Source organism: Vibrio sp. YQ_11, assembly GCF_043103065.1.
Classification (GTDB): domain Bacteria; phylum Pseudomonadota; class Gammaproteobacteria; order Enterobacterales; family Vibrionaceae; genus Vibrio; species Vibrio parahaemolyticus.
Window position 1 is genome coordinate 156,551 of sequence record NZ_JBICJM010000036.1, and the last position, 24,019, is coordinate 180,569.

General features: G+C 42.5%; 28 protein-coding genes and 1 pseudogene. 12 read left to right on the forward strand and 17 right to left on the reverse strand.

The features are described from left to right. The 8 genes from ACF8EG_RS15175 to ACF8EG_RS15210 all read left to right on the forward strand — a co-directional run bounded on the left by ACF8EG_RS15175 (window position 1) and on the right by ACF8EG_RS15210 (window position 5,114). A complete protein-coding gene (locus ACF8EG_RS15175; RefSeq protein WP_025788709.1) occupies window positions 1-327 on the forward strand; it encodes a hypothetical protein in 327 nt (108 codons plus the stop codon). After that, window positions 324-569, forward strand: a complete 246-nt coding sequence (locus ACF8EG_RS15180; protein ID WP_029792116.1) for a hypothetical protein — start codon at window positions 324-326, stop codon at window positions 567-569. Before ACF8EG_RS15175 ends, ACF8EG_RS15180 begins: the two co-directional genes overlap by 4 nt. A gap of 28 nt (window positions 570-597) precedes the next feature. After that, window positions 598-813 (forward strand): hypothetical protein, encoded by a 216-nt coding sequence (locus tag ACF8EG_RS15185; RefSeq protein ID WP_029792117.1) that lies wholly within the window; start codon window positions 598-600, stop codon window positions 811-813. Between the two features lie 133 nt (window positions 814-946). Next, complete coding sequence (locus ACF8EG_RS15190) at window positions 947-2,404, forward strand: chemotaxis protein (protein WP_243189959.1); 1,458 nt, start codon at window positions 947-949, stop codon at window positions 2,402-2,404. Then, window positions 2,404-2,736, forward strand: coding sequence for a DUF2523 family protein (locus tag ACF8EG_RS15195; protein ID WP_392419520.1), 333 nt, complete (start codon window positions 2,404-2,406; stop codon window positions 2,734-2,736). The genes ACF8EG_RS15190 and ACF8EG_RS15195 overlap by 1 nt, the downstream gene beginning before the upstream one ends. 3 nt (window positions 2,737-2,739) lie before the next feature. Beyond that, window positions 2,740-4,164 (forward strand): zonular occludens toxin domain-containing protein, encoded by a 1,425-nt coding sequence (locus ACF8EG_RS15200; protein ID WP_029792119.1) that lies wholly within the window; start codon window positions 2,740-2,742, stop codon window positions 4,162-4,164. Between the two features lie 98 nt (window positions 4,165-4,262). Further along, complete coding sequence (locus ACF8EG_RS15205; RefSeq protein ID WP_029792120.1) at window positions 4,263-4,466, forward strand: hypothetical protein; 204 nt, start codon at window positions 4,263-4,265, stop codon at window positions 4,464-4,466. A 462-nt stretch (window positions 4,467-4,928) separates the two neighbouring features. Continuing rightward, complete coding sequence (locus ACF8EG_RS15210) at window positions 4,929-5,114, forward strand: antitoxin MazE-like protein (RefSeq protein ID WP_273978849.1); 186 nt, start codon at window positions 4,929-4,931, stop codon at window positions 5,112-5,114. Window positions 5,115-5,205: 91 nt separating this feature from the next. Here ACF8EG_RS15210 and ACF8EG_RS15215 read toward each other — a convergent pair whose 3' ends face one another. Together ACF8EG_RS15215 and ACF8EG_RS15220 are read right to left on the reverse strand one after the other, a co-directional pair. After that, window positions 5,206-5,574: a hypothetical protein gene (locus ACF8EG_RS15215; RefSeq protein WP_392419522.1), complete on the reverse strand. Its 369-nt coding sequence runs from the start codon at window positions 5,572-5,574 to the stop codon at window positions 5,206-5,208. A 108-nt stretch (window positions 5,575-5,682) separates the two neighbouring features. Continuing rightward, window positions 5,683-6,054: a regulator gene (locus tag ACF8EG_RS15220; RefSeq protein WP_392419524.1), complete on the reverse strand. Its 372-nt coding sequence runs from the start codon at window positions 6,052-6,054 to the stop codon at window positions 5,683-5,685. Window positions 6,055-6,642: 588 nt separating this feature from the next. Here ACF8EG_RS15220 and ACF8EG_RS15225 point away from each other — a divergent pair. Continuing rightward, window positions 6,643-6,873, forward strand: a pseudogene (locus tag ACF8EG_RS15225) (LysR family transcriptional regulator); the annotation flags it as partial. A gap of 333 nt (window positions 6,874-7,206) precedes the next feature. Further along, a complete protein-coding gene (locus ACF8EG_RS15230) occupies window positions 7,207-7,419 on the forward strand; it encodes a hypothetical protein (RefSeq protein ID WP_005479370.1) in 213 nt (70 codons plus the stop codon). 48 nt (window positions 7,420-7,467) lie between these two features. Here ACF8EG_RS15230 and ACF8EG_RS15235 read toward each other — a convergent pair whose 3' ends face one another. The 10 genes from ACF8EG_RS15235 to ACF8EG_RS15280 form a co-directional block, all read right to left on the reverse strand. Beyond that, window positions 7,468-7,857, reverse strand: coding sequence for a universal stress protein (locus tag ACF8EG_RS15235; protein ID WP_005455301.1), 390 nt, complete (start codon window positions 7,855-7,857; stop codon window positions 7,468-7,470). 751 nt (window positions 7,858-8,608) lie between these two features. Further along, window positions 8,609-8,767: a YoaH family protein gene (locus ACF8EG_RS15240; protein ID WP_005479401.1), complete on the reverse strand. Its 159-nt coding sequence runs from the start codon at window positions 8,765-8,767 to the stop codon at window positions 8,609-8,611. A 43-nt stretch (window positions 8,768-8,810) separates the two neighbouring features. Then, window positions 8,811-9,932, reverse strand: coding sequence for a conjugal transfer protein TraF (locus ACF8EG_RS15245; protein ID WP_005498876.1), 1,122 nt, complete (start codon window positions 9,930-9,932; stop codon window positions 8,811-8,813). A gap of 60 nt (window positions 9,933-9,992) precedes the next feature. After that, the gene (locus ACF8EG_RS15250) at window positions 9,993-10,874 is read right to left on the reverse strand and encodes a DUF2861 family protein (RefSeq protein WP_005455351.1); all 882 of its coding nucleotides are present in this window, start codon (window positions 10,872-10,874) and stop codon (window positions 9,993-9,995) included. A 6-nt stretch (window positions 10,875-10,880) separates the two neighbouring features. Beyond that, window positions 10,881-11,543 (reverse strand): response regulator transcription factor VxrB, encoded by a 663-nt coding sequence (gene vxrB / locus ACF8EG_RS15255; RefSeq protein WP_005479407.1) that lies wholly within the window; start codon window positions 11,541-11,543, stop codon window positions 10,881-10,883. Next, window positions 11,518-12,972: a sensor histidine kinase VxrA gene (gene vxrA / locus ACF8EG_RS15260; protein ID WP_029839387.1), complete on the reverse strand. Its 1,455-nt coding sequence runs from the start codon at window positions 12,970-12,972 to the stop codon at window positions 11,518-11,520. The genes vxrB and vxrA overlap by 26 nt, the downstream gene beginning before the upstream one ends. Before the next feature lie 155 nt (window positions 12,973-13,127). Beyond that, a complete protein-coding gene (gene pntB / locus ACF8EG_RS15265; protein WP_005461042.1) occupies window positions 13,128-14,504 on the reverse strand; it encodes a Re/Si-specific NAD(P)(+) transhydrogenase subunit beta in 1,377 nt (458 codons plus the stop codon). Between the two features lie 9 nt (window positions 14,505-14,513). Continuing rightward, window positions 14,514-16,070, reverse strand: a complete 1,557-nt coding sequence (locus tag ACF8EG_RS15270; protein ID WP_005461001.1) for a Re/Si-specific NAD(P)(+) transhydrogenase subunit alpha — start codon at window positions 16,068-16,070, stop codon at window positions 14,514-14,516. A 433-nt stretch (window positions 16,071-16,503) separates the two neighbouring features. Further along, window positions 16,504-16,785: an HlyU family transcriptional regulator gene (locus tag ACF8EG_RS15275; protein WP_005498884.1), complete on the reverse strand. Its 282-nt coding sequence runs from the start codon at window positions 16,783-16,785 to the stop codon at window positions 16,504-16,506. A gap of 53 nt (window positions 16,786-16,838) precedes the next feature. Next, complete coding sequence (locus ACF8EG_RS15280) at window positions 16,839-17,207, reverse strand: late competence development ComFB family protein (protein ID WP_029839389.1); 369 nt, start codon at window positions 17,205-17,207, stop codon at window positions 16,839-16,841. Between the two features lie 256 nt (window positions 17,208-17,463). On the opposite strand from ACF8EG_RS15280, the gene ACF8EG_RS15285 reads away from it, so the two are divergent. Continuing rightward, window positions 17,464-18,708, forward strand: coding sequence for a GGDEF domain-containing protein (locus ACF8EG_RS15285; protein ID WP_011106381.1), 1,245 nt, complete (start codon window positions 17,464-17,466; stop codon window positions 18,706-18,708). Window positions 18,709-18,783: 75 nt separating this feature from the next. Here ACF8EG_RS15285 and ACF8EG_RS15290 read toward each other — a convergent pair whose 3' ends face one another. Beyond that, on the reverse strand, window positions 18,784-19,773 hold the full coding sequence (locus ACF8EG_RS15290) for a Solitary outer membrane autotransporter beta-barrel domain (protein WP_031853573.1): 990 nt from the start codon (window positions 19,771-19,773) through the stop codon (window positions 18,784-18,786). Continuing rightward, window positions 19,770-20,729 (reverse strand): diguanylate cyclase, encoded by a 960-nt coding sequence (locus tag ACF8EG_RS15295; protein WP_005479359.1) that lies wholly within the window; start codon window positions 20,727-20,729, stop codon window positions 19,770-19,772. The genes ACF8EG_RS15290 and ACF8EG_RS15295 overlap by 4 nt, the downstream gene beginning before the upstream one ends. A 181-nt stretch (window positions 20,730-20,910) precedes the next feature. Between ACF8EG_RS15295 and ACF8EG_RS15300 the strand changes: the two genes are divergently transcribed. Beyond that, window positions 20,911-21,348 (forward strand): DUF3069 domain-containing protein, encoded by a 438-nt coding sequence (locus ACF8EG_RS15300; RefSeq protein ID WP_005461031.1) that lies wholly within the window; start codon window positions 20,911-20,913, stop codon window positions 21,346-21,348. Window positions 21,349-21,423: 75 nt separating this feature from the next. On the opposite strand, the gene modC is transcribed toward ACF8EG_RS15300, so the two are convergent. Genes modC through modA form a run of 3 tightly spaced genes read right to left on the reverse strand, consistent with a single transcriptional unit; the run spans window position 21,424 to window position 23,999 of the window. After that, window positions 21,424-22,530, reverse strand: a complete 1,107-nt coding sequence (modC, locus tag ACF8EG_RS15305; protein ID WP_031853575.1) for a molybdenum ABC transporter ATP-binding protein ModC — start codon at window positions 22,528-22,530, stop codon at window positions 21,424-21,426. After that, window positions 22,527-23,216: a molybdate ABC transporter permease subunit gene (modB, locus tag ACF8EG_RS15310; protein ID WP_025794138.1), complete on the reverse strand. Its 690-nt coding sequence runs from the start codon at window positions 23,214-23,216 to the stop codon at window positions 22,527-22,529. Before modB ends, modC begins: the two co-directional genes overlap by 4 nt. Before the next feature lie 27 nt (window positions 23,217-23,243). Further along, complete coding sequence (gene modA / locus ACF8EG_RS15315; protein WP_031813052.1) at window positions 23,244-23,999, reverse strand: molybdate ABC transporter substrate-binding protein; 756 nt, start codon at window positions 23,997-23,999, stop codon at window positions 23,244-23,246. Between the last annotated feature and the right edge of the window lie 20 nt (window positions 24,000-24,019).

Here is a 24,019-nt window from a genome sequence, read left to right on the forward strand (position 1 = left end):
ATGAGTAACACGATTACTGTTGTTGTAGCTGGCTGTGAGCATTCTGTTGGGTTGTCCAAAAAGGACGATACGCCATATAACTTTGCTCAACTTAATATCCTGACACCAAATCAGGGTTGGAAGTCAGCAAAGGGTCAATGTAAAGCCTACGGTTTGGCTCAACGTCAAATGCCTATGTCGGCTAACCCTGCTTTGTTATCTGAGTTCGACAAAATTCAAAATCAGTTCCCTGTTAAATGTGTTCTGACTCTCGAACCTGACCCTGAGAACCCTCAGCGCAACCTAGTTACTGATTTCAAAATTGCGGAGTTAGAAGACGAATTATGACTCTCTCAGTCTGTGCGGAAATCCTCACTGATGGAACGATTAAAGCTTTCCCCTACGAGCCTTTAGCTAATTGTACGTTCGTAGTGGTGAGCAATGATGACTATCGGTTAATGGATGGTCGTGCACGCTTAGAGTTTGATATTGACGCGACATTTTATTCTGAAATTACGGGTTATTTGTTGCTGTCTTTTTTGTCTGGCCATGTTCTTGGCCGAATCGTTAAAGGGCTTGGTAAAGCCTAATTTTGATAATCCTTTTGGAGATATTTCTATGGTAAATCTTGTTAAGAAATTTGGCGTAAAAACGGCTGTTGTAACTGGTGCTCTCGTTACTTCTGCTTCCTCTTTTGCTGCTGACCATTCTGCAGCAATTAACGCAGCGGTTACTGAAGGTCAAGCTAACTACACACTGGTTGTCGTTGGTCTAATTGGTCTTGCGGCTATCGGCTTCGGTCTTCATATGATGATTAGCTCAATGCGTTCTTAATCATTATGCAGGAGACCTTAACCGCCACGCTCACCTTTATATTCGCTCTCTCGATGTTTGGTGCATTCGTTGGGGGGTTTAAGTCCGGTGTTAACGCCTCCTAGTGGGGCGTTATTTTTTATAAGGGATACAAATGAGTATTAAACAAAGCATTGCGTCACTGGTTATTTTGCTGAGTGTTTCTTTTAGTGCTTATTCTGCAATTCTTATTACTAGTGGCCCTGATACGGGTTCTTATTATGGTAGTCCTTCTGAGTACATCGCTACCAAGGTTGGGGGGTGTCACAAGGGTGTTCCTAGTCAGTCTTGGCTTTATGGTTTGGTTAAAAATGGTACTGATAGGGGGCATTATGTCGAACTGAAATATGACACATATTCTGACGCTTCTTGTACTGAGCTTTATAACACTAATGGTAGTCGAAATTACACATATGAAAAGAATGTCGAGCCTCCTGCTCCTTTTTGCTCACAAGAATCAACTCAGCAACAAATGAGGGATTATGAGACTCAGTGTTTTGCTGATGGTGGCTCTCCAACAATTATTTGTAATGACCAAGTTGACCCGCCTGACTTTCGAATGTCTTGCGATATTGCTCCACCTCCACCTGAGGGTTGTGAGCCGGGTTCCCCTTCATTTCCTGCATGCTTGGACGATGAAAACAAATGTGATGAAAATCATCCAGATTGGAATCCAGAATACGGAATGTGTTGTACGCCAGAGAATAATTGGTGTGACGTTCCTCCACCTGAGTCTTGTACCATCTTTTCCCCTAATTGGCCGGAGTGTTCGGGGGATACTGATATCGACCCTCCATCGGGCGGTGATTTAGGTGACCCTGATAAACCAAGTGGTGGTGGTGCTGGTAATCCTGACCCTGATAAACCTGAGCCGGATGTTGATAATACTAGTGACACTCTAGCCGCTATTAAGGCGATGAATAAGGATGTGAACTCCCAACTAACTGGCATCAATAACGACATGAATAAAAACCAAGCTGAAACCAAATCGGCTCTTGATGCTCTTAAGGCTTCTGTTGATTTGAATACCGATACGGTTGTTGATAATGCCAATCACGTTGCGAATGCAATACAAGGACAATCGGACATGTTGTCTGATATTGGTAATAAAACGAATGGTCTGCTTACTTCTGCGAACAATCTTTTAAACAATGGTTTTGGTCAACTATCTAACGAGCTTGGCGATTTGCAGTCGACCAATCAAAAAGGCTTTGGTGATGTTGTCGATGCACTTAATGAACTTGGTAATACCGATGTAACTCAAGGTCAAGGTGAGGCTCCAGTTCTTCTCTATGATGGTACTCAGTACGCTAATTTGCTTTCTGAGGTTGAAACATTAAAGGGTGAGTACAAACAAATTCTTAATGACTTCAAGTCTTACTTTAACTTTAACGATGGCGTGAATAGTGGTGATTTTAATCCTCACAATCTGGGGCTTAACTGGCATGGCAACGCTATCAATCAAAAAAACCAAGTCATGCTAGCGTTACAGGATAACGCCGGAATCATATCCGCCGTGGTCTTGTTTATCTTTGGCATGTTGGGCATACGCGCACTTGTGGGGGCTTTGTAATGACAGACTTCTTTCAGTTAATGGCTAACTTTGGTGACACCATTTACAACTACCTGACCAATATGGGTAACTTTTTTGACCAGATAATGGTGTGGTTCCAAACATGGTGGATAAAGATGAAATTAATGGTCGCTATTGAGTTCCTTAAGGTCTCTTATCTTGTTGCCACTTCACTACTCGATGAAATCGGCTTTAGCGCACTCTTTAGTCAACTCTTTAATTTGCTTCCTTCTGAACTTAGATATTGGGGCGTGTTATTCAAGGTTCCGGAGGGTATGGCCATTTATGTTAACTGTGCTACTACCGCACTTGTTATGCGTATGTCGAGGTAATTCATGGCTATTAGTATTCGTACTGGCGGTAATGGTTCTTACAAATCAGCGTATACGGCTTGGTTTGTGATTCTTCCTGCTCTTAAAGCTGGTCGCGTTGTGGTGACTAACTTTGAGGGTATGCAGCCATTAGAAGAAATTGAGGAGCGATTGAACATCAAGTTTCCATCGTCTGCTAAGTTGATTCGTATCTTCTCTCGTTCTGAGATTGGCATTGAACTCTGGCAGCATTTCTTTTGTTGGTGTCCTCTCAATGCGCTTATTGTTATTGATGAGTGTCAGGATATTTTCTCCAAGAATATTGGTTTTGATGGTCGCAAAATCAAATATCGCCCTCTTGAGGAGTTTCTTCCTCATCTACCCAAGGGTTATAAAGAGTTCTTTGATTCTCGCCATGTTCCGGTTGATTTAAGTACCCTCCAATCTTGCGAGATTGACGATTTGGGTGTTGCTGAGTATGACGCCAACGGTCGCATAATCTACCCGTTAACTTATAACGAGGGCTTTATGCGCCATAGAAAATACAATTGGGATATCGAATTGCTCTCGCCTGACTGGCAGCAAATAGATAGTTCAATTAAGGCGTGTGCGGAGCAAGCATTCTTCCACAAAAATAGGGATGGTTTCTTTTTTGCTAAGCGCAAACCTTGGATATACAAACACCCTACCACCGTGTCTAAGCCTGTTATTCCACATAAGAAAGATGCCAACCTGTTTCCTCAGAAGATTCCTATTGAGGCTCATCTTCTTTACAAATCGACGGGTACGGGTGCCGCTACCAAATCAGGGGGCTTGAATACACTGTTTCGCTCCCCGAAATTCTTTCTCGCTCTTTTCTTAATGATTGCTTGTCCGGTGTACTTTATTTATGGCGTTATGGATTTATTTACTCAAGATGAAAGTCAGGTTTCAACAAATGAACCTGCGACGGGTGTTAATAGCCAAGCTGTGGAATCTGTTCCGGTTGGACGGTCTGCGCAGCCTGCTCAAGGTGGTTCTGTTTTACCTAGCGGTGGGGATTCTAATCCGAATTCTCAGCAAGTTAGCTCTCCTTTTGTTCCTGTAACTCAAGTTCTTTACTTTGAGGGTTTACAAAACGCTTACTTATCGGGATTTCATAAGCGCACCAACATCAAGGAAAAGAATGGTCTTAACCTGAGAACGGCGCACTTTGATGTGATCATTAACGCTTACACCGATGATGGTTTGTATTCTCTAAACAAGCGCTATCTTGATGCGGTTGATGTTCAATTTGAGTTACTCGATGAATGTTTGATGGTTCTAAAACAAGGTCAGCTTAAGAGCCTTATTACGTGCGAGCCATCCAATCCGGTTGAACGTATGGAACGTGAGGCGGTTGAGACGGATGTCGCCAGTATTGGCTCTCTACGAGGTCAAGCGATGAGTGAAAACTCTTTTTTGATGTGAGGTTTTGATGTGGCTTGTTGATGCTGTGCGTGAAATTTATGTTTTGGTTTTATCTTGCTGTGGTGTGATTATGTTTGCGCTTTTATTTGGTGGTTCTAATGAATGATGAATATGTAACGGTAAATGATTTTGTCGCTGCTCTTGAGCTTATGAATGATGTCTATCTTTTTGATATGTTGTTGGGTGGATTGATTGGTGGCGTTATGGGAAGTTTTTTTACCATTCTATTACTTTCGAGTTGGCCCCGCAGGGATAAGGAGTTGCGGAGCGACGACGGGGCCCCAAGCCGCCCACTTAACTAAAGATAGCCTCCCCATCTAATCGGCGCGGTTAGCAACCCAAAACTACTTGGGTTCTGCCGCCCTCCTTTCCTGCTAAGCCTCCCTTCCAGAGCCTCACAACGATAGTGGGGCTTTTTGCTACTGCAACGCTCTTATCTATCAGCATCAAATCAATCGAGTGTCGAGATTGATTTATACCCTTAAAGCCGCATTGACGAATGACGACGACGAGACTGAGGAGGAGGAATGAGGAGGTGCGGCGTCCGCCCCGTATAGTAATACGGGGTGAAAGTCTTCACTCCAAACTTAATATTTGAAAACCCTTTCTCGGTGTGATCAAATGGTTCACATAAGGTTATGAGGGATGCGTACTATGGATTTTATCGGACTTGAATGGTGGCAATTTCTTTTGTTGTTGCTTGGTAGTTTTGTTTGGTATCTCTTATGGGATTTGTTTTTTGAGTATCTTCGCAAGGGGCGTCTATGAGTAGGAATACAAGATATGAGCAGCGAATGAGAGAAAAGGGGCTTAAGAAAGTGACTCTTTGGGTTCCGTCTGATAGAGAATCTGATATTAAACAGGCTGCTTCTGTTATGTGCGATTGTGAAAATCTAACGGTTGGTGTACTCAAGGATGTGAATACTGGTCGTATGGTATCGATGCACTAAATAGCCTATGTCACTGGTGACACAATTAGACCCCTTTCGGGGTCTTTTTTATTTTTTCATTTTGGCAAAAGCCCCCTTTCGGGGGCTACTTTTACTCAGATTCTTCCTTGTGCCTTTTAATCATTTCCTCGAACACTGCTTTAAGTGACTCAGGAACGCGCATTACTACAGTTGGTTCCTTTTTCTTTCTTCCTGCCCCCTTTCTTTTTCCGCCTCTTATTCCTTTTTCCTTGTTGGTTTTCTTTTCTCGTGTCACTGCTAACTCCTCTAAAACACCTAACGGCGTCCCCCATCCATTGATGAACTCAAGGTCTGGATTGAGCTCCAGGTGCTTGTTAGCTATCTCTATTGCTCGTTTTGGGTTTTCCCAGTATGTACTAAGCACATCTAACTCATTTTGGAATGCGTTAAGTGATGTCTTCATGTCATCAGATAGTTTAGGTTTGCAGTTTACACTCATCTTGAAATCCGTTACACAAATCATCTCAATATGAATAATGTAACACAATTCAATTGAATTGAAATATGTTACAGAAATCAAAATTTGAAAATTGTTACGTAAATCATATTATTTCTTTATTCGGGAAATAGCTCTCGCATATCGAAGTACTTTGGTTACGTTCATCATGTCCGGTTCTGCGCCTATTTCTAGTAGTGCTATTCCGGTTAATATTTCTTGTGGTGTTACGAGTTGCCCCGTCGGTAGCTCTAGTGTGTTTTTGTGCATTTTGAAGTTTTCCCAAGCTTCCGAGGTGGCTAGTTCCCTCCCCTTGGTCATTCTCATCAGACGTTTGCATTCGGGCGGTATGGGCTTCCCATCGTCCCAACCTTTGACCGCCCTCACACTTTTAAAACATAGTTTTGCTGTCTCTTCTACACTTAAACCGCATTCAAATTCACGAAAAACGTAATTCTTGCTCATTTTTCGAAAGTTCGTCATATATACCCTGATAATCAAAAGGGTGTATATGTAATCTGTATGAAACATTATTCAACATAACGTCGCATAATGCGCACTAAGGCTGTAAGGTTATTAAAAGCTTCTGAGTTAATCCTTTTAAGTTCCTCATTAGATAACATCTCAAAATCAAGTTAATAAATTAAATTTTGGGCGGTCTTGCCAGATTCGCTATTTCAGTGAGATGATTGAAAACGACGAGATTCTTATCTCGTAAATAAAAAAGCCCCGAGCTGCAACTCAGGGCTTTCATTCTTCACAATAAGGAGACCTTATGGATCCGGATACGCTCCAAGGTGTTGCAGCTATTATTGGTTCACTAGCAACACTAATCCTTGCGCTTAAGAGCAAGCGCTAAACCTCCAATCCTCTGAGGTGATCACACTCACTTCAGAGGTTTTGGACCAAAAAAGTCCAAATTCAAATCAAGTGTAAGTAAGCTTACATATCAAGTCAACAACACTTACCATTGAAGCCCTGTGTGAACGTTCCAAAGATTTACTGCATACATGTTCCGCTCAGTGTCTTCCCAAGTAACCTGATAAACGCGTCACCCAAAACCTCAAATTGAATACATCAATTTTATTGAACTTTGTTGAGCAAGGTGTGGGATTAGGCGTAATACCCAACTACTTATTAAAAGACAGTAGTCATCAAGAACTTTTAAAAGTTACCCATATATTCAGCACAGAAAAGTCAATGTATGTCGCCTACCCCTATCAAAATCCATTACCGAGAAAGCTGGTCGAAATTTCATCTTTCATAAGGTTAGAGCTCACAGCGATCTTAGGGGAAAAGTAACTATAATTACGGAGTCACATCCAGTTGGACTTACTCATTTGAGGTCTGCCGAAAAATGACAAATAACATTCAAAAACAAAGTTAATTTGTAACAAATTATGTTAACGATATTGTCAATTCAATTATCTCAATAGAGGAATGATGCTTTGCGTCACAGAGATCGTGGTAAAACATATCCTCGGAAATGCTTCTAATGAATGCATATCACGTTAAATAGTACATCAATTGACTTTGACTAAAACATAAATCTAGTACAGCTCAATAATCAATTGATTTCATAATCTGCGAGCGGTATGGTGTTTGTGACCCCCATAAAAAACAAGGATATTGGCTATGGATAAATTACTGGCGTCCGCTTTAGAAATTAAACAGCGCACCATGGTTACTGGCCTTTTTGCAAAGAACGGGTTCAAAATCGCCATGACAGATTTTGACGATGTTACTTTTGAGCGAGAAGGCGTCCAAGTTAACGTACATTTTGACATGGCTTCAAATGCTGAATCCGTTTCTGTTTTGTCCAAAAAGCCATTCTCGTTAACTCGATAAACGATATAAGCCGAACTAACCTTTGGTTCGGCTTTTACTCATCATTGTTTAATCATCTAAGTACACGACTAGCAAATCAGCTTCTATGGCGTTCGCAAGCTTGGGGACAGAAGAAAAGAAACGACTCAACAAGCTATGATGATGGCCACATACAACGAGATCTATCCCTACTTCCTTCGCAATTCCGGAGAGCTTGATGTGAAGATCACCAATCACAACCTTACTGTCATGGACTTCATAATCACACTCGTCAGCAAGCTTTTGTAATGCATTCTGCAACTTTCGTTCTTCTTTCAACTCTAGAATAATCTTATCGACATCTACATAGACTAAGGATAGCTTACTTTTTTCATCTTTCGCTAAAGAAACTGCTTTATCGATGACTTTTTTGCTGGAATCAGTAAGGTCTACCGCAACCAAAATATGTCCATAACTCATTACGCTCTCCTATTTTGAATGGTACTACTTTTAGTCTAGCTTATCGAACACACTAAACATCGGCTTACCCGCCGATATCTAAATGAAAACATCCAAATCCCCATCTCTAAGAGCTCAGCTGTTCGAACATATACCCCTAAGCCTCTCACTAAACATTACGCCGTAACTTAAGTTGACTTGTAAGCGATGCTGTAAAACTAAGTCCGTAGTGGCTCCTGCCTCTAAGCGCTCTGAAAATCTAGATTAAAGATCATCAAAAACTCTGCCGCAATTTTAATGATGTAGTCCCTGAAGAAGCAGTTCTGACACACCGTCTGCAAGTACTTACTGTCTTTATATGGAAGTATATATAAGCACCTAATTCTGATTTGATTTTGTGACACTGTGTCTTAATGAAAAATTCAACACATTATACTGGCTAATTATTCCTCTTAATGGTCACTGTGTAATTTAATTACATGCAAATTACTCATCAATCTTAAGAAAGCAAATAGTTCTACGATAACTCTCTGATTAATATCAGATTTAACCAAGATTGACCTGAACAACCATAAAATCACCACTGAAGCATGTTTATGGATAAAGATGAATTGGTAAAATTTTACCTATTGCTTTCGTTTAAATGGTTGGCCTCTTTTACTGCTGTAGTTAAGAAGGTTGTGTTACGCGGTAACTGAATGACTTAAATTGTTTGATGGGAAATGGATTAAGAAAGGGGTAAAAAAGCAGGGTCTGTGCCCTGCTTCTTCTATTAACTGCCTTGTTGTTTGGCTGCGTATTCTGCGCGAATCTGGTCTGCCACGATTTTGATCGCTTCGGCTGTACTTGTGCCCTTTGCCATCAATTCTTGAATTCGTTCTACAGCTTCTTGCTGCTCTTTGTGCGATATAGGTGGTAAATCGTCAAACATAAAAAAGGCTCCTCAATGTGAGGAGCCGACTATAACGATTCAGTTAATAGGTCGCAAGAAAATTAATGGATGCGCCCATTGCATTTTCGTTTGTGTATCTCGCAGAAATATCTAATTCAATCAGGTTCAATGGCGATAAGCCTATACCAGCCGTAATCGTCCCTTCATCATTACTTCTCGCAAGGTTTTTCATATAGCCACCTCGTAGTGCCATTTGGCGCAAAATGTCTATTTCGAAGCCAGCTCGAATCATTTGGGTGTTGTCATCAAATGAGGAAAAGCGTTTCTCTTCATTTAAGTCGTAGTCGACGCTCATGGTAAAGTAGTCTGCAACGATACCCGCACCGACTGTGTAAACAGGTCTCATACTGTATTCGTATGACTGAATCGTATCAGTGTTGTACTGGAACGATTTGGTTTTCACGTCTCTTCCAATCAAGTTTTTAGCCGAGATACCCAAACGATATGGACCGAAGAACCAAAGTGCACCCGCATCTAAGTTAAACATAGTTTCAGCAGTTTCGTGTTCACGGAGATCTTTGGTATCAAAGTTTTTAAAGCTGGTCGCATACGAATATGTATAGATGCGCTGCAGTTTTGGGGTGATACCAAAAGAAAGATGCTGATTCATAAAGTTGGTGTACTTGGCAAGAGACACCCCCGCCTCCGCTACGCCAATCGAAACACCTTGAACATAGCTGTCTGTTAGTGGATCGACACCTGATGTATCAACATTAGGTTGAACAAATGACTCTGTGTAGAGTTTTCCGTAGACAGTTGCTGATAAGAATTTATTTGGAATACCAACGGCAACGACACCACCTAAGTCAAAATCCATTTTTTTGCCGTCAATAGCATCCATGGATTTTTTGATCTCATCAACATCGGTCAGCTTACTAATGCGCTCTATTTCGTCAATAAGATCATATTGATCGTCATAACTTATACCGAAACTTGGAATGATCATACCCGCGTCGTCATTGCGGCGGTAAATTGCAGTCAACGCAGGGTTGAAAAATGGAGCGGTCAGATAAGAGGCAGAAACGGTACCAACACCACCCATTGCATCGCTACGTGCTTCAATAGCATAAGTCGCAGCAGAAGCGACATTCGCAAATAGTGATGCTGTAATGGTGGTGGCTAAAATTTTGAATTGGGTTTTCATACTACACTTGTGTTTTTAGTTCTTCCTGAACTTATATCGGCACAAATGTTATTTCTTTAATTATTCTTCCTGAGAAAGATCATAAGTACGGCTGATTGTTTGAGCTTGCTCAACAATTATGTCCCCTTGCCAACGTCTACTGTTGATACTTACCGCTAAAACATATCTATCGTTTGGTACACCAGCTAATTCAAGTGAGTTTGGGTAATTAGATTCGTAGGTTTTCTTCCACATCTGCTCATACTGGCCATCCACATAGTCGTACAGACCGACTTCCAATTGAGGTAATGGGCAATGAGGATTGCGAAGTGCACTCTTTTCTACTTTCCAGTTCTCTTTTGATGTCCAGCGAACATATTGGGAGGAGTTTGAGTCTCCGAGTATCACCCAAGTTCGGTAAACTTGTTTATCTTTAGATACAACGGACAAGTGATACAAACCGGCTTCCAGTTTACCTGTGAGGTTGTATCGCTTGAGAAAACTGCGTTCGTTTGCTATTTCTGTCCCATCAGCTTGCTCTTCATAACTGAAAGAGCTGTCACCAGATATAGACTCATCAACCCAACGACGAAACGATATGTCCTCAATATCTGTTGTCGCTCTAAGTTTGATCACCAAACGGAAAGTATCGCGCCCCGGACTTTGGATAGTTTGACGAATCACGTTTACGCCACTGATCCAATCAGGCAAGGTAACACCTGTCAGTGATTTGCCACAATTTTTCGAAAGAGATTGACCGAGTAAGTCATTGAGATGAGGAGTTAGATCTTTGCTTGGCTCTGTTTGCCATAACTCAACCAACGAGTTGAACATCCCTGCTAGGTCATCTTCAAGCAGGTGTTGATGAGCTTGTGTCAGTGGCGTATTGGTTTGAAACCAGTCCATCGCTTGGACTGGTTTCACTAACGCTAACGAGAGAACTACAGGGAGTAGCGTTTTCATTATCGACTATGCTTTCATCTTGTAGCCTACGCCACGAAGCGTTTCGATTTCAAGGCCTGGCAATTTCTGACGAAGTTGAAGTACGTGGGTATCTACAGTACGTGTTGTAGGGAAATGGTTGTACCCCCATACATGGTCTAGTAGTTCATCACGAGTAAAAACGCGGCCTAGGTTTGACGCCAAGAACAGAAGCAAATCAAACTCAGTACGAGTTAACGTGATCAAATCACCTTTGAAGATAACTTCACGTGTTGCGCGATCGATCTCCAGATCTTTCGTCATCACTTTATCTGCATTAGCTTGATCAGCAGAGTCAGGCGCACGCAATTGAGCACGAATACGCGCGAACAATTCAGCTTCTGCAAACGGTTTTGTAAGATAGTCATTTGCACCAGAGTCTAAACCAGCTACCTTATCTTTAACGGTAACAAGAGCCGTTAACAAGATAACTGGGACGTCTTTAATTTTCTTCCATTCAGGGAGATGTTGTACGGAGTCACCGTCAGGTAGCTGGCGATCTAGGATGACAAGATCCGCTTTTTTCCACTGAGGTTCGACGTCGGCAATACGCTCCACATGTAAACACTCATATCCTGCTTGTTCCAGGCTTACTAACAGGCCATCAGCCAAGTTTTTATCGTCCTCAACGAGAAGCAGTGTCTGTTTCACAAGGTATCTCCAATATAAAGGTTGTAGGTGGTCCCATTAGGGACATTTTTCCGCCCATGCGGCCTACCATAGATTCAACGATTGTTAATCCAAGTCCTAACCCGCTCTTACTTACGAACGGTTTTCTCAAATTTGCCCAGTCTTTAGAAGTCAAATCACCGGCATCTCGGACTTGGAATACGATTTTTTCTTTACTGGTTTGAACGTTCAGTTCAACCGGTGGAACGCCATACTTAAGTGCGTTTCGCAATAAGTTATCGATACATGTTCCAAGCCAGTAAACGTTAACTTTTGCCGCTACATCTTCGTTGATGTTGAAAAGCACAGCGTTATCAAATTCTTCTTCAATCTTATATTCTAGCCATTCTGCTACAGATGGAACCCAATCTGTTGCAAGCATTTGGTTATCAGATTGCAAATAATCTTTACTTGCCTCCGCCAATTGACGCAATCGGCGAGTATCTTCACATAATCTTCGGAATTCGTCATACACACTTTCAGGTAAGTGCTCAAATTCTCGTCTAAATCCTTCGACGGTTAGCGATAGTGAAGCAATTGGCGTTCGAAGCTCATGCGTTAAGATCTGTAAGACCAGCATACGGCTACGAAGTTCTTCACGCTTACTGTTCCAACGGTACACCGCCCAGCCAATGACAAGCAAGATGTTTGCAATGACAAGGATGATCATGCTGATCCGCAATACTTGCGAGTGATCTTCTACATCCCAACATATGTTGCCTCGTTTTACGAAACAGCTTTTGCTTTGTGACGCTAATGTATAAGAAAGACCCGCATTCGCGACGTTTTCTTGCCAAACGTCTTTGGAAAATACGAAGTAACGGTCGCCACGACGAAGCCACATTTCCTTGCCTTCAATAAACATACTTGCTCCTGCAATTAGAGCATTAATGGCGTCATCGTCCATATTTTGCAAGCTTTCTAGTAGCTCGTCACCTTCTTCGTTGTCACGCTCTTTAATGTGCATGTACTGAGCAAGTTTAGGACGCAACTCGGGATACTTTTCAACATAGCGCGCCGCGTAAGTACCGCCACCCGGGTGAATTAATCCACTACGCGAGAACCAACGCGGCGTTAATTGCGTGCCCTTACAAATAGCACGAGTAAATACTAGAGGTTCAGTAATTAGAGGGCTGAGAGGTAATTTCCCTCGACATGTATTAGCCAAGCTGTAGAGCTGCTGAATATCCTTCAAAGGATAGTCAGAAGTTTGAGGAAGCAACGAATCAGGTGAAAGTAACTTCGTAGGGTAATTTGATTGCAGAATGCGTATATCATACGATTTAAGAGCCACTTCATAGTTAAATAGCTCTGTAAACGTATCTATGCGTTCTGGTAGTGAATCGGATAATGCAGGTGCCGAGAATAGTGGCAATATTGATGCAAAACCGAGCAAAAACTGTTTAATCAAACTGTTACCGTTACTTGTTTCATTAGCGAAAACTATACATCAATCTACAAGCAATTGACATTAGCTAACTTAAGGATTTGCATTACTATAACATTGAAACGGAACAAAAAAGGGCCAGCAAGTGCTGACCCTGTATAGTTTTAAAACAATTTCGATTACAACGCTTTAAAAATCGCCTCTACGCTTTCTTTAGCGTCGCCAAACAGCATCGAAGTGTTTTCTTTAAAGAACAGTGGGTTCTGAACGCCCGCGTAACCAGTATTCATTGAACGCTTGAATACGATGACGTTTTTCGCGTTCCACACTTCCAATACAGGCATGCCAGCAATTGGACTGTTCGGATCTTCTAGCGCTGCTGGGTTTACAGTGTCGTTCGCACCAATAACCAGAACCGTATCTGTTTCTGAGAAATCATCATTGATTTCGTCCATTTCCAGAACGATGTCGTATGGTACTTTCGCTTCTGCAAGTAGCACGTTCATGTGACCAGGCAGACGACCCGCGACAGGGTGAATACCAAAACGAACTTCAATACCTTGTGAACGAAGTGCATCAGTAATTTCATGCACCGGGTACTGCGCTTGCGCTACTGCCATGCCGTATCCTGGAGTGATGATTACTGACTTCGAGTTTTTCAGCATTTCAGCCACTTCTTCAGCAGTGGTTTCACGGTGTTCGCCCTGCTCTTCATCACTTGAAATAATAATCTCTTGACCAAAGCCACCAGCAATAACACTGATAAACGAGCGGTTCATCGCTTTACACATGATGTATGACAGAATCGCACCTGAAGAACCAACCAAAGCACCTGTTACGATTAATAGGTCGTTTGCAAGCATGAAACCTGCTGCCGCCGCTGCCCAACCTGAGTACGAGTTAAGCATAGAAACAACAACTGGCATATCCGCACCACCAATGGATGCGACTAGATGGTAACCAAACGCGAACGCAATTAACGTCATCACGATAAGCGCGAACATGCTGCCATCAGCTTTTACGAAGTAGATCATTAGAAGCGTTGAAACTACGATCGCAGCCAGATTCATTTTGTGCTTGTGAGGAAGGTTCAGTGGAGACGATGAAATCACACCACGTAACTTACCAAACGCAACAATAGAGCCAGTGAACGTTACAGCACCAATGAATACACCAAGGAAAACTTCGACAAGGTGGATAACATGCTCTGCATGCGTTGCAGCTTCTGGTGCGTCTAAGTAGCTATTGTAACCAACAAGTACCGCCGCCAAACCTACAAAGCTATGTAGAATAGCAACCAGTTCTGGCATTTCAGTCATCTCTACTTTCTTGGCGTAGAAAATACCGATCGCACCACCGATCGCCATCGCGATAATGATCCAACCAAAACCTTGAGCATCTGGGCTAAAGATCGTTGCGATCAACGCGATCGCCATACCCGCGATACCGTAGTAGTTACCGTTACGTGCGGACTCTTGCTTAGACAGCCCCGCCAAACTCATGATGAAAAATAATGCAGCAACAATGTAAGCTGCTTGTACTAATCCTGCAGACATTGTGACTCCTTATTTATCTTTGCGGAACATTTCAAGCATGCGCTTGGTTACGGTGAAACCACCAAATATATTGATACTTGCAATCAATACAGCAATAAAGGATAGGAATGATACAACCCCGTTTCCTTGTCCGATTTGCAACAACGCTCCAACCACAATAATGCCCGAGATAGCATTCGTTACAGACATTAGTGGCGTATGCAGAGCATGTGTTACGTTCCAAACCACGTAGTAACCCACCACACACGCAAGAACAAACACGGTAAAGTGAGAAAGGAACGCAGCAGGTGCTACCGATGCAATCCAAGCAAATGCGCCAACGGCTGCAACAAGACCAATCAACTTTTTAGTCGGAGAAGTTGGTTCTTCAACTTTTGGCTCTTTCTTAACGGGTTGAGCTTGCTTAGCTTGAGGCTGAGCCGATACTTGAATTGGTGGCGCAGGCCAAGTGATTTCGCCTTCTTTAATAACAGTAACACCACGAAGAACCACATCTTCGAAATCAATATTGATGTTGCCGTCTTTTTCTTTACAAAGCAGTTTAAGAAGGTTTACAAGGTTGGTTGCGTAAAGCTGGGAAGATTGCGTTGGCAAACGGCCGACCATGTCGGTGTAACCAACAATTTTAACGCCGTTGTCTGTCATGATAACTTGGTCTTTCACTGTGTATTCACAGTTACCACCATTAGCGGCTGCCAAGTCCACAATCACACTACCCGCTTTCATGCTATCGACCATTTCTTTGGTGATCAACTTCGGAGCAGGTCTGCCCGGGATTAATGCAGTTGTAATGATGATATCAACGTCTTTAGCTTGCTCTGCATATAGCTCTGCCGCTTTCTTATTGAAGTCATCAGACATTTCTTTTGCGTAGCCGTCACCAGAACCAGAGTCTTCTTGGAAATCCACGGTTAGGAACTCCGCACCCATCGACTCAACTTGTTCTTTTACTTCTGGACGAACGTCAAACGCACGAACGATAGCGCCAAGACTGCCAGCAGCACCGATTGCAGCCAAACCCGCTACACCTGCACCAGCAACCAAAACTTTCGCTGGTGGCACTTTACCTGCAGCCGTAATTTGACCGGTAAAGAAGCGACCAAACTCATGCGCCGCTTCAACTACCGCGCGGTAACCGGCAATGTTAGCCATTGAAGAAAGTGCATCCAAGGCTTGTGCACGAGAGATTCGAGGAACAGAATCCATAGCAAGAACGTTAATATTCTTACTTGATAGTTGTTCCATCAACTCTGCGTTTTGAGCAGGCCAAATAAAGCTAACAAGTGTTGCACCATCCTGTAGTAACGCGATTTCGTCGATGCCTTTTTCTTCATCTACGATTGGCGCATTCACTTTTAAGATAAGACCAGATGCCCATACTTCGTCACTAGAAACGACTTTCGCTCCAGCAGCTTCATAAGCAGCATCATCGAAACTTGCTAGCACCCCCGCTTGAGATTCGATAACGACGTCGAATCCCAATTTAATTAACTGCTCAACCGACTTCGGCGATGCAGCCACTCGCGATTCACCCGCGAGTATCTCTCTAGGTACACCGATTTGCAAAACGCATACTCCTTGTATACATATCAATAAATTAGTCCCAAAACAGAGCTGTGCTCTACTCTAATTCTTTTTTATTTCTATCTGTTTACCACGCAAGACAATTGCAAACGAAAGATGGTGTTTGGGGCCACCCATTTGCACAATAACACCTTGACTAACAGCCCTGTTATTATTCTGTTTGTATCGAACGTGGGTTATGACTTCAAGTGTTTTGTAATTTAAATACTAAATTTCATTACATATAACGCTAAGTAATCAAAGATTCTCGCTTTGACCATGAAAAATAACAACGCTTTGTCACACAAGACCGAGGTCTAACCAGATCGTCGTAACTACTTAGTTAACAGACATTTAAGCTAAAAAAAGAAAGAGCCATCAGCATATACACTAATGGCCCTCGTTAAGATGATTCGTATCAAGTTGCAGCGAATTGTTAATCGAAGATTTTGTCGCCCATTTGATCGATAAACATTTGAGATTTCTTCAACATCAGCTCGTTTGCATCTCCCTCAGAAGCGAGCAAATCAGAGCGGATGAAACGATGCGTTTTGACTTCTCCATCGTAGGACTTTTCAATGCGTCCTGCGATTCTGTATTGACCGCCTTCTGAAATGCTCTCTTGATAGATCAGAAAGCCTTTGTATTCGACAGGCTCTACCGTTTTTACTTCAGCAGTTTTTTCACTGCCACCAAACAAGCGTGAAAAGAATCCCACGATTCCTCCTTGGGTACGATTACTCTATTGTTTCGGTTCTGCGCAAACGCCAATCACCTAATGTTAACGTTTAAGATTGGTTTCTCAAACCAGTCCAGCTCTTTGTCATCATCATAACTGGTATGAGAGAAAATGACAGGCACATCATTATCGCGATTCTTACGTCTGTCTTCTAAAATCATAGCGGCAGCATTGTGTACCGCGACATCCACGCTTTGCTTGAACTGAGTGAGTTTTCTTTCCGGTAGTGCAGAGAGAAAATCAATATCATGACGAATATAAACAGGTTTAAGCTGAATCAGCGCGAGACAGGCAATATCTGCCAACTGCTCGTTATCGAATTGAGAAGTGTATTGGTTTGAACTTAGCACTTGACCAACGAGGGTTTCCATATAGTTATGTACGTCAGAACTGATCTGCATTGATAATTCTCCTATGTTCATTGTGAACAAGTATAGCAGCCGGTCGTTTTGAACAACTCATTGATTGCTCTTAATTTAATCAATCTCTCTCTTTTTGTTGCGATGCGAGCCAAAATACTTGGGAAAATGCGCAAATACACGTATTCTTCTTAAATCAAAAAGCTGAAAAATCAAATACTCACCTTACTCAGTATTGATTGAATGCTTAACGTAACATACTAGATATAATCAACTATTTGCAGGCAGTTTTTAATAAATGTCCTCATCTTTAATGACGTCATCAGGCTTTAGATTTTTATTCCCGATCGCACTATTAGGTATGGTGAGTGTTGGTATGGGCAACATCATTCAGATGACTCAATCCAACTGGGGTATTGCTGCAAACCTACCTTATATCTTGCTAGGTTGTGCGCTCGTGCTTTGCTACTCCTTTAAGCAAGGCAGAGAATCAATGGTCTGTTTATCCATGTTGGTTGCATACTTTGTTATTCAGCATCGATTGCAAGTCCCTCTAAACAGCGGAACCGCGTTATTAGAACTCACTATTCTCGCTACCCTGCTTCCTGTCTCCTTTTTGACGGTCTTTCTGTTCAACAAAGATGGATTCGATTCAAAAGCCATGTTCATCTATGTTTTGATGCTGGTGATGTTCATCTTGTGGTCCTACATCATCTTGGCTTATTACGTTGATGGTGGCTTTGAGCAATGGACCAGCGGCATTTTGTTCATTGTGCCTAGCGTATCTAAGCTGCCGTTTATTCTTGTTTTGTATTGTGTTGGTATTGTGTGCTTTCTTGGTATTCTGCTGCTGAAAACCAACAAAATCATCCATGCGATGACCTATTCTGCAATGGCTTTGGCCTCCGCGACATTCATCTTCTTTGATGTGCAGTACATTTCCAGCACCATGTTTACGCTTACTGGTCTGCTCATCATCATCTATTCAACCTCGGCGAGTCACCAACTTGCGTTTACTGACAGCCTAACGCAGATTCCAAGCCGCAGAGCATTAGATTTAGATCTAAAACACATGGGCAGAAAATTCACAATTGCAATGCTCGATGTCGACCACTTCAAGAAATTTAACGACACGTACGGGCATGACATCGGCGATGATGTGCTCAAAATGGTGGCTTCAAGATTAATGAAAACACGTGGTGGTGCAAAGGTTTATCGCTTCGGCGGCGAAGAATTCACCATGGTCTTCAAGGGAAAAAACGTTGAAGATTGTCGCCAATACATAGAAGAAGCTCGTAAAGCTATCGCTGAATATGAAATGATCCTCCGTGACAAAGCCTCTCGCCCTGACGATCACAAGCAAGGCCAGCAAAACCGAGGTACCGAAGACATGCAAAGAGAATCGGTATTCGTCACGGCGAGCTTTGGTGCTGCAGACAGTAGAAACGGAAGAGAACCTGCTGAAGTCATCAAACTGGCGGATGCGGCATTGTATAAAGCTAAAAAAGCAGGTCGAAATTGCACCAGAGTGAATCAGAACTAATCACATAAAGAAATACAACGACCGCACTCAAATAAGTGCGGTCGTTTTGTTTAGACAGTTCAACGGCAAGTATCGTCAATCCTGATTAAAGAACAGAACCAAACTGCCACCTTTCAGATCACTACCATAATTGATGGTTAAACCGATACCAATATTGTCTATCCAATCGGACTCAAACGGTGGAGTCATCAACCATCCAATACTGCCTTCATAATAATTCGTAGTATTTAGCGGATCGCTCGTATCGCCACCAATATCGATTCGACTAAAGCTGGTATAGAAAGATTGAACTGTCGTACCAATATGAGCGACGTCGTAGAAGACTTTGACACCATTTACCCAATACCAACCTTCCGGCTTTCCTACATTCCCGTTATTTGCCTCACCCCATCCGGTTCCATAGAAGTAATGTGGCGATGTCCAGAGATACCATTTACCCCATGATTCTTGTTCAAGGTATTTTAACTTGGCGTTAAGCTGTCCGAGCAAAGCCCAAGCACTGGTATTTATCAATGCACCATCCAAAATAGGTTGGAGTGCCGAAATTGCATCACTTCGGTAGGTATAGTCCGTTTTATAATGTATGAGGTGAGCCCCTAGCGCACCACTTAGGCTAAAGTGTTCTGTGAGCTGCTTTTCCACTTCAAACTCGTTATACCCACCGATAAACTGCTCTTTACTTCGATCTGGAATAGGTTCTTCATTGAAGTAAACATCTTGATCAATGCCCAACAGATAAAAGCGTCCATTAAAACGATACGTTAGTTTCTCAGTTTCGTTTTCGGCAAGGTCAAAGCTGTAAGGTAACGTGAATTCTTTGATCTCTTTGCGCAGCTCCAAAGAGTCTGCCGTCCCAATATCTTCGTTACTTAAGTTGAAGTATTGGTTAGGGTCGAAATCATGAAACCCAAATGTAAATACATCGGTGTCAGTTAAAACCACACTCAATGCAAAGTTGTACTCAAATTCTTTGACTATTAAATCATTAAGCGTTTCGGCTTGTGAAGCCGTGGACAAAAGTGACAGTGTAGCTATAGCATAACTGTTGATAACAGCTTGTTTCAACTTGCGTTTACCATTGTATAAGTATTGCGACCTAACGATTTTGAAGTATAAAGCGCCCTATCTGCCGTGGCATACAAATCTGCTTGATTCTCTTTTCCAGTGGGTTGGAACACAAACACCCCCTGTGACACTGTCACTCTATTTGCAACGCTTGAGAACTCATGTTGATAGTCAAGGAAGTACATCGCTTCTTGAATTCGCTCTGCTTCCCTTTCTGCCGTTTGCGCGTCCGTGCTACTGAGTAGAACCACAAACTCTTCTCCGCCATAACGACCAACATATTCACCAGAACGACAGAATGTTGCTTTAAGCTGGTTGGCAATCGCTTGTAAACAGCGGTCACCTTCTATGTGTCCATAGTTATCATTAAATGGCTTAAAGAAATCGACATCTAACAGTATCATCGCCATCGGCATATGGTGCCTTCCATGCCACGCCACCATTGAATCTAACTTTTGATCAATGTAACGGCGGTTGAAAAGCTTGGTCAGTCCATCCTCGTTGGCTTGTTGAGTGAGAAGTTGGTTGACTTGCTCTAGTTGGGCTGTTGCTTGTTTGAGTTCTCGACGCATATGCGCGATACGCTGCATCGCTATGAGTTTGGAGTTCAGGACGAGTTTGTCAACTGGCTTAATCAAATAGTCATCGCCGCCTGCATCGATCGCTTTCGCAATCATTTCAGGTTCTTCATGACTACTTAAGAAAATGATAGGAATCCAGTCTGGAAAAGTTTCTCGAACATGGAGGGAGACTTCAAAACCGTTCATTTCAGGCATGGAAATATCAAGCAGTACCAGTTCGGGATCAAAGCTCTCGTAAGTATTTAAAGCTTCTATACCGCTACCGACGGCTTTGACGATATGTCCAAGCTGTTTAAGACGAATAGCCAACTGCATTCTGTCTAGTTGAACATCATCAACCAGAAGAATACGCATTGATGTCCCTGTAGGCTGCATAACGCGTTCCATTTTTATTTGTCTTTATTAAACATATACCATACTCATAGACTTGTTGCATTACGCTAAGAATTAAGTGCTATATTTTTTGTCGATTTGTCACGAATTCAAATGGTTCTTATGGTAGCTATTTGATGCATTTGGTATTACTATTCCCGCCTTTTGTAACGAGAGACACACCATGTCAGAAGCAACTAACAACGAAAGCAAAAAAATTGATCTAGAAACCATTTCTCCAGAACTACGTAAAGTTATCGAATTTGACGAAGTTCCAGAGCAAATGTTCGAAATGGTTACCTCTATCCATGAAGTGTCTGAAGAAGCTGTACGTGCGTCTTGGGACGAAATGCCTGCAAGCGCACAAAACATTCTAGATAACTTCGAGCAGTTCCATGCTCTAGTATCAGTAGGCCAAGCGTTTGCTGGTATTAATGTAATGGAAGAGTTCCCAACTCTGAATCTGCCAGAAAACATGACAGATGAAGATAAAGAAGAGTACCGTTCGCAACTGCTTGATAACGTTCTTCATAACTGTGTTAAAGACATGGTTAAGCAACTGAAGAAAGCACGTCGCGACCCAATTCTTAAGCGTGAATTCAAAGAAGTATTTGCAAAATAATTGCTAGAATACAAATAATTAAGGCCGCATCGCGGCCTTTTTTTGATCATGTAATAAGTCAATTCTTTTATAGGTTTAATGCGGTGCTAGCGCAACGTCTCTCTGCGTGACACTCACACCTTTCACCTGAGCATAAACCTTGTCACCCACTTTCAAGTTCAAGTCATCAAGCGCCCATGGCGTAATAGTCGCCCACAAATAGCATCCATCATCTAACTGCAAAGAGACGTTAATACTTTGCTTATCATCTCCCGCGTTAAACGCTTCTATCAAATGAACTTCAGCAGGCAATACATTTCGGATTGACGTTGCTTTCGGCTGCTCTAAAGCAATCGAGACATCATTTGCACGCACCTGTAAACGAATTGGCGTGTCGGGCTCGCCATCAATCTTTTGAACCCAAAGTGACGCGCTTGGAGCCAGCTTCACACGAGTCAGCGCATATTGCGAATGGTGTGCATCGATCTTTCCTTCAAACAGACTGCTTTGATCGGAGAATGATTGCCATGGTCGCATTGCGTGAGAAGCCCAAACCTCTTCAAGTTTGCCAGATGTGGTTACTTGTCCTTTATCGATAATCGCAAGATGCTGAGCAAGCCTCAAAATCTCTTGTAGGCTATGCGTTACATAGATAATGGGAATGTTCACCTTGTCTGACAACTCTTCCAGAAATGGCATGACCTCACGCTTTCTGGGCATATCTAGTGATGCGAGAGGTTCATCCATCAATAACAAATCCGGCTTCGATAACAGTGCACGAGCAATAGCGACACGTTGCTTTTCACCGCCAGAGAGTGAGATTGGAAAACGCTTTAAAAGAGGTTTGATGGAGAGCAAGTCCGTAACGGCATCAAAATACGCATCGTCTTTTTCCTTCACCCCATACAAAAGATTGCCCAGTACAGAGTAATGAGGAAATAAACGCGAATCCTGAAATACATACCCGATTTTACGTTTATGCGTTGGTAAATTGATCCCTTGTTCACTGTCAAACAAGACGTGATCACCAATTGCAATTCTGCCCTGTTGTGGCGTCACCAACCCACTAATCACATTGATTAATGTGGTTTTACCAGCTCCAGAACGTCCAAATAATGCACTTATTTCGTTACGTGGTAACGAAAGATCGATATCAAAGTTAGTTTCGCCAAGCGTTTGTTTGAATTGAATTTTAATTGTCATCGCTTCGCACCCAATCTACTCACTGCTTTACGATTCAACCACTCAGAAATCATCAACGTCGATAAAGCGAGTGCAATAGAAATGATACACAAGCGTGCCGCTTCCATTTCCGCTCCCGGCGTTTCAATAAAATTGTACATAGCGAGAGGAATGGTTTGTGTCTCCCCGGGAATATTGGACACAAAACTGATGGTTGCGCCAAACTCACCCAGACTGCGGGCAAACGACAGCATAGTGCCGGTGATGATCCCAGGAATCGTCAGAGGCAAAGTAATGGTTAAAAAGACTTTTAAAGGCGATGCGCCCAACGTGGATGCAGCATGTTCCAGTTTAGGATCCACACTTTCCAAACTTAACCGGACAGAACGAACCATCAAAGGCAATGCGACAACAATACAAGCGACAACTGCCCCTTTCCAATTGAAGCTAAACACCAAACCTAAATGCTCATAGAGCCAACGCCCTAAAAAGCCTTGTCGCCCTAACGAGACTAACAACAAATAACCAATCACCACTGGTGGAAGCACCAGTGGTAAATGAATCAAGCTATCTAGAATAGATTTGCCGAAGAACTCTTTGCGAGAAAGTAACCAAGCAAGAAATACACCTAAAGGAATAAGCCAAAGTACCGCATAAGCGCCGACTTTTAAGCTCAACATTAGGGCTTGGTATTCAAGTTCTGTCACTCTTTGTCCCTATTATTGAAAACCGTATTATTGTTGGAAACCGTAATGAGCAAAAACTCGCTTCGCGTCTTCCGATTTCAAATACTGGAAGAATTGTCTCGATTCCGTTGAATCGTTCACTACCGCCGCTGGATAAACGATGGCCGCGTGCGTGTCACTCGCAAACTCGCCAACAATTTTCACTTTGCTAGTCAACTGCGCATCGGTCTTATAAACCACCCCTAAAGGAGCTTCTCCGCGCTCAACTAAAGCCAAAGCAAGACGTACATTTTTTGCTGGTGCAACTTTGGTTTGAATCTCTTTCCATACACCCAGTGTAGTCAGTGATTCTTTCGCGTACATCCCTGCCGGCACAGACGTAGGGTTGCCCAATGCGAGGCGACTGCCATTTAACGCCGCTTCCCAAGCATTTGCATCCGCGAAGTTAAATACGGCTAAGCTTGACGATTGAGGTGCAATAAGAACGAGACTATTGCGCACTAAATTAGTGACATTGTCACTATCTATAACACCTTCATCAACCAAATAGTCCATCCATTTCGTGTTTGCAGAAATAAACACATCAGCTGGAGCACCATTGATAATTTGTCGTGCGATCGAAGACGAGCCGCCATACACAGGAGTAACTGTTACGTCATACTTTTCTTTAAAATCTTGAGCGATTTCGTCAATCGCATTCGTCATCGAAGACGCAGCATAAACTTTCAGATCCGTTGCTGCATTTGTTGAGAATGAAATGCTTAATATTGCCGCTAGGCAAGCATTCGTTTTCCATGCTTTCATAAAGTGACTCCGTACAAGGC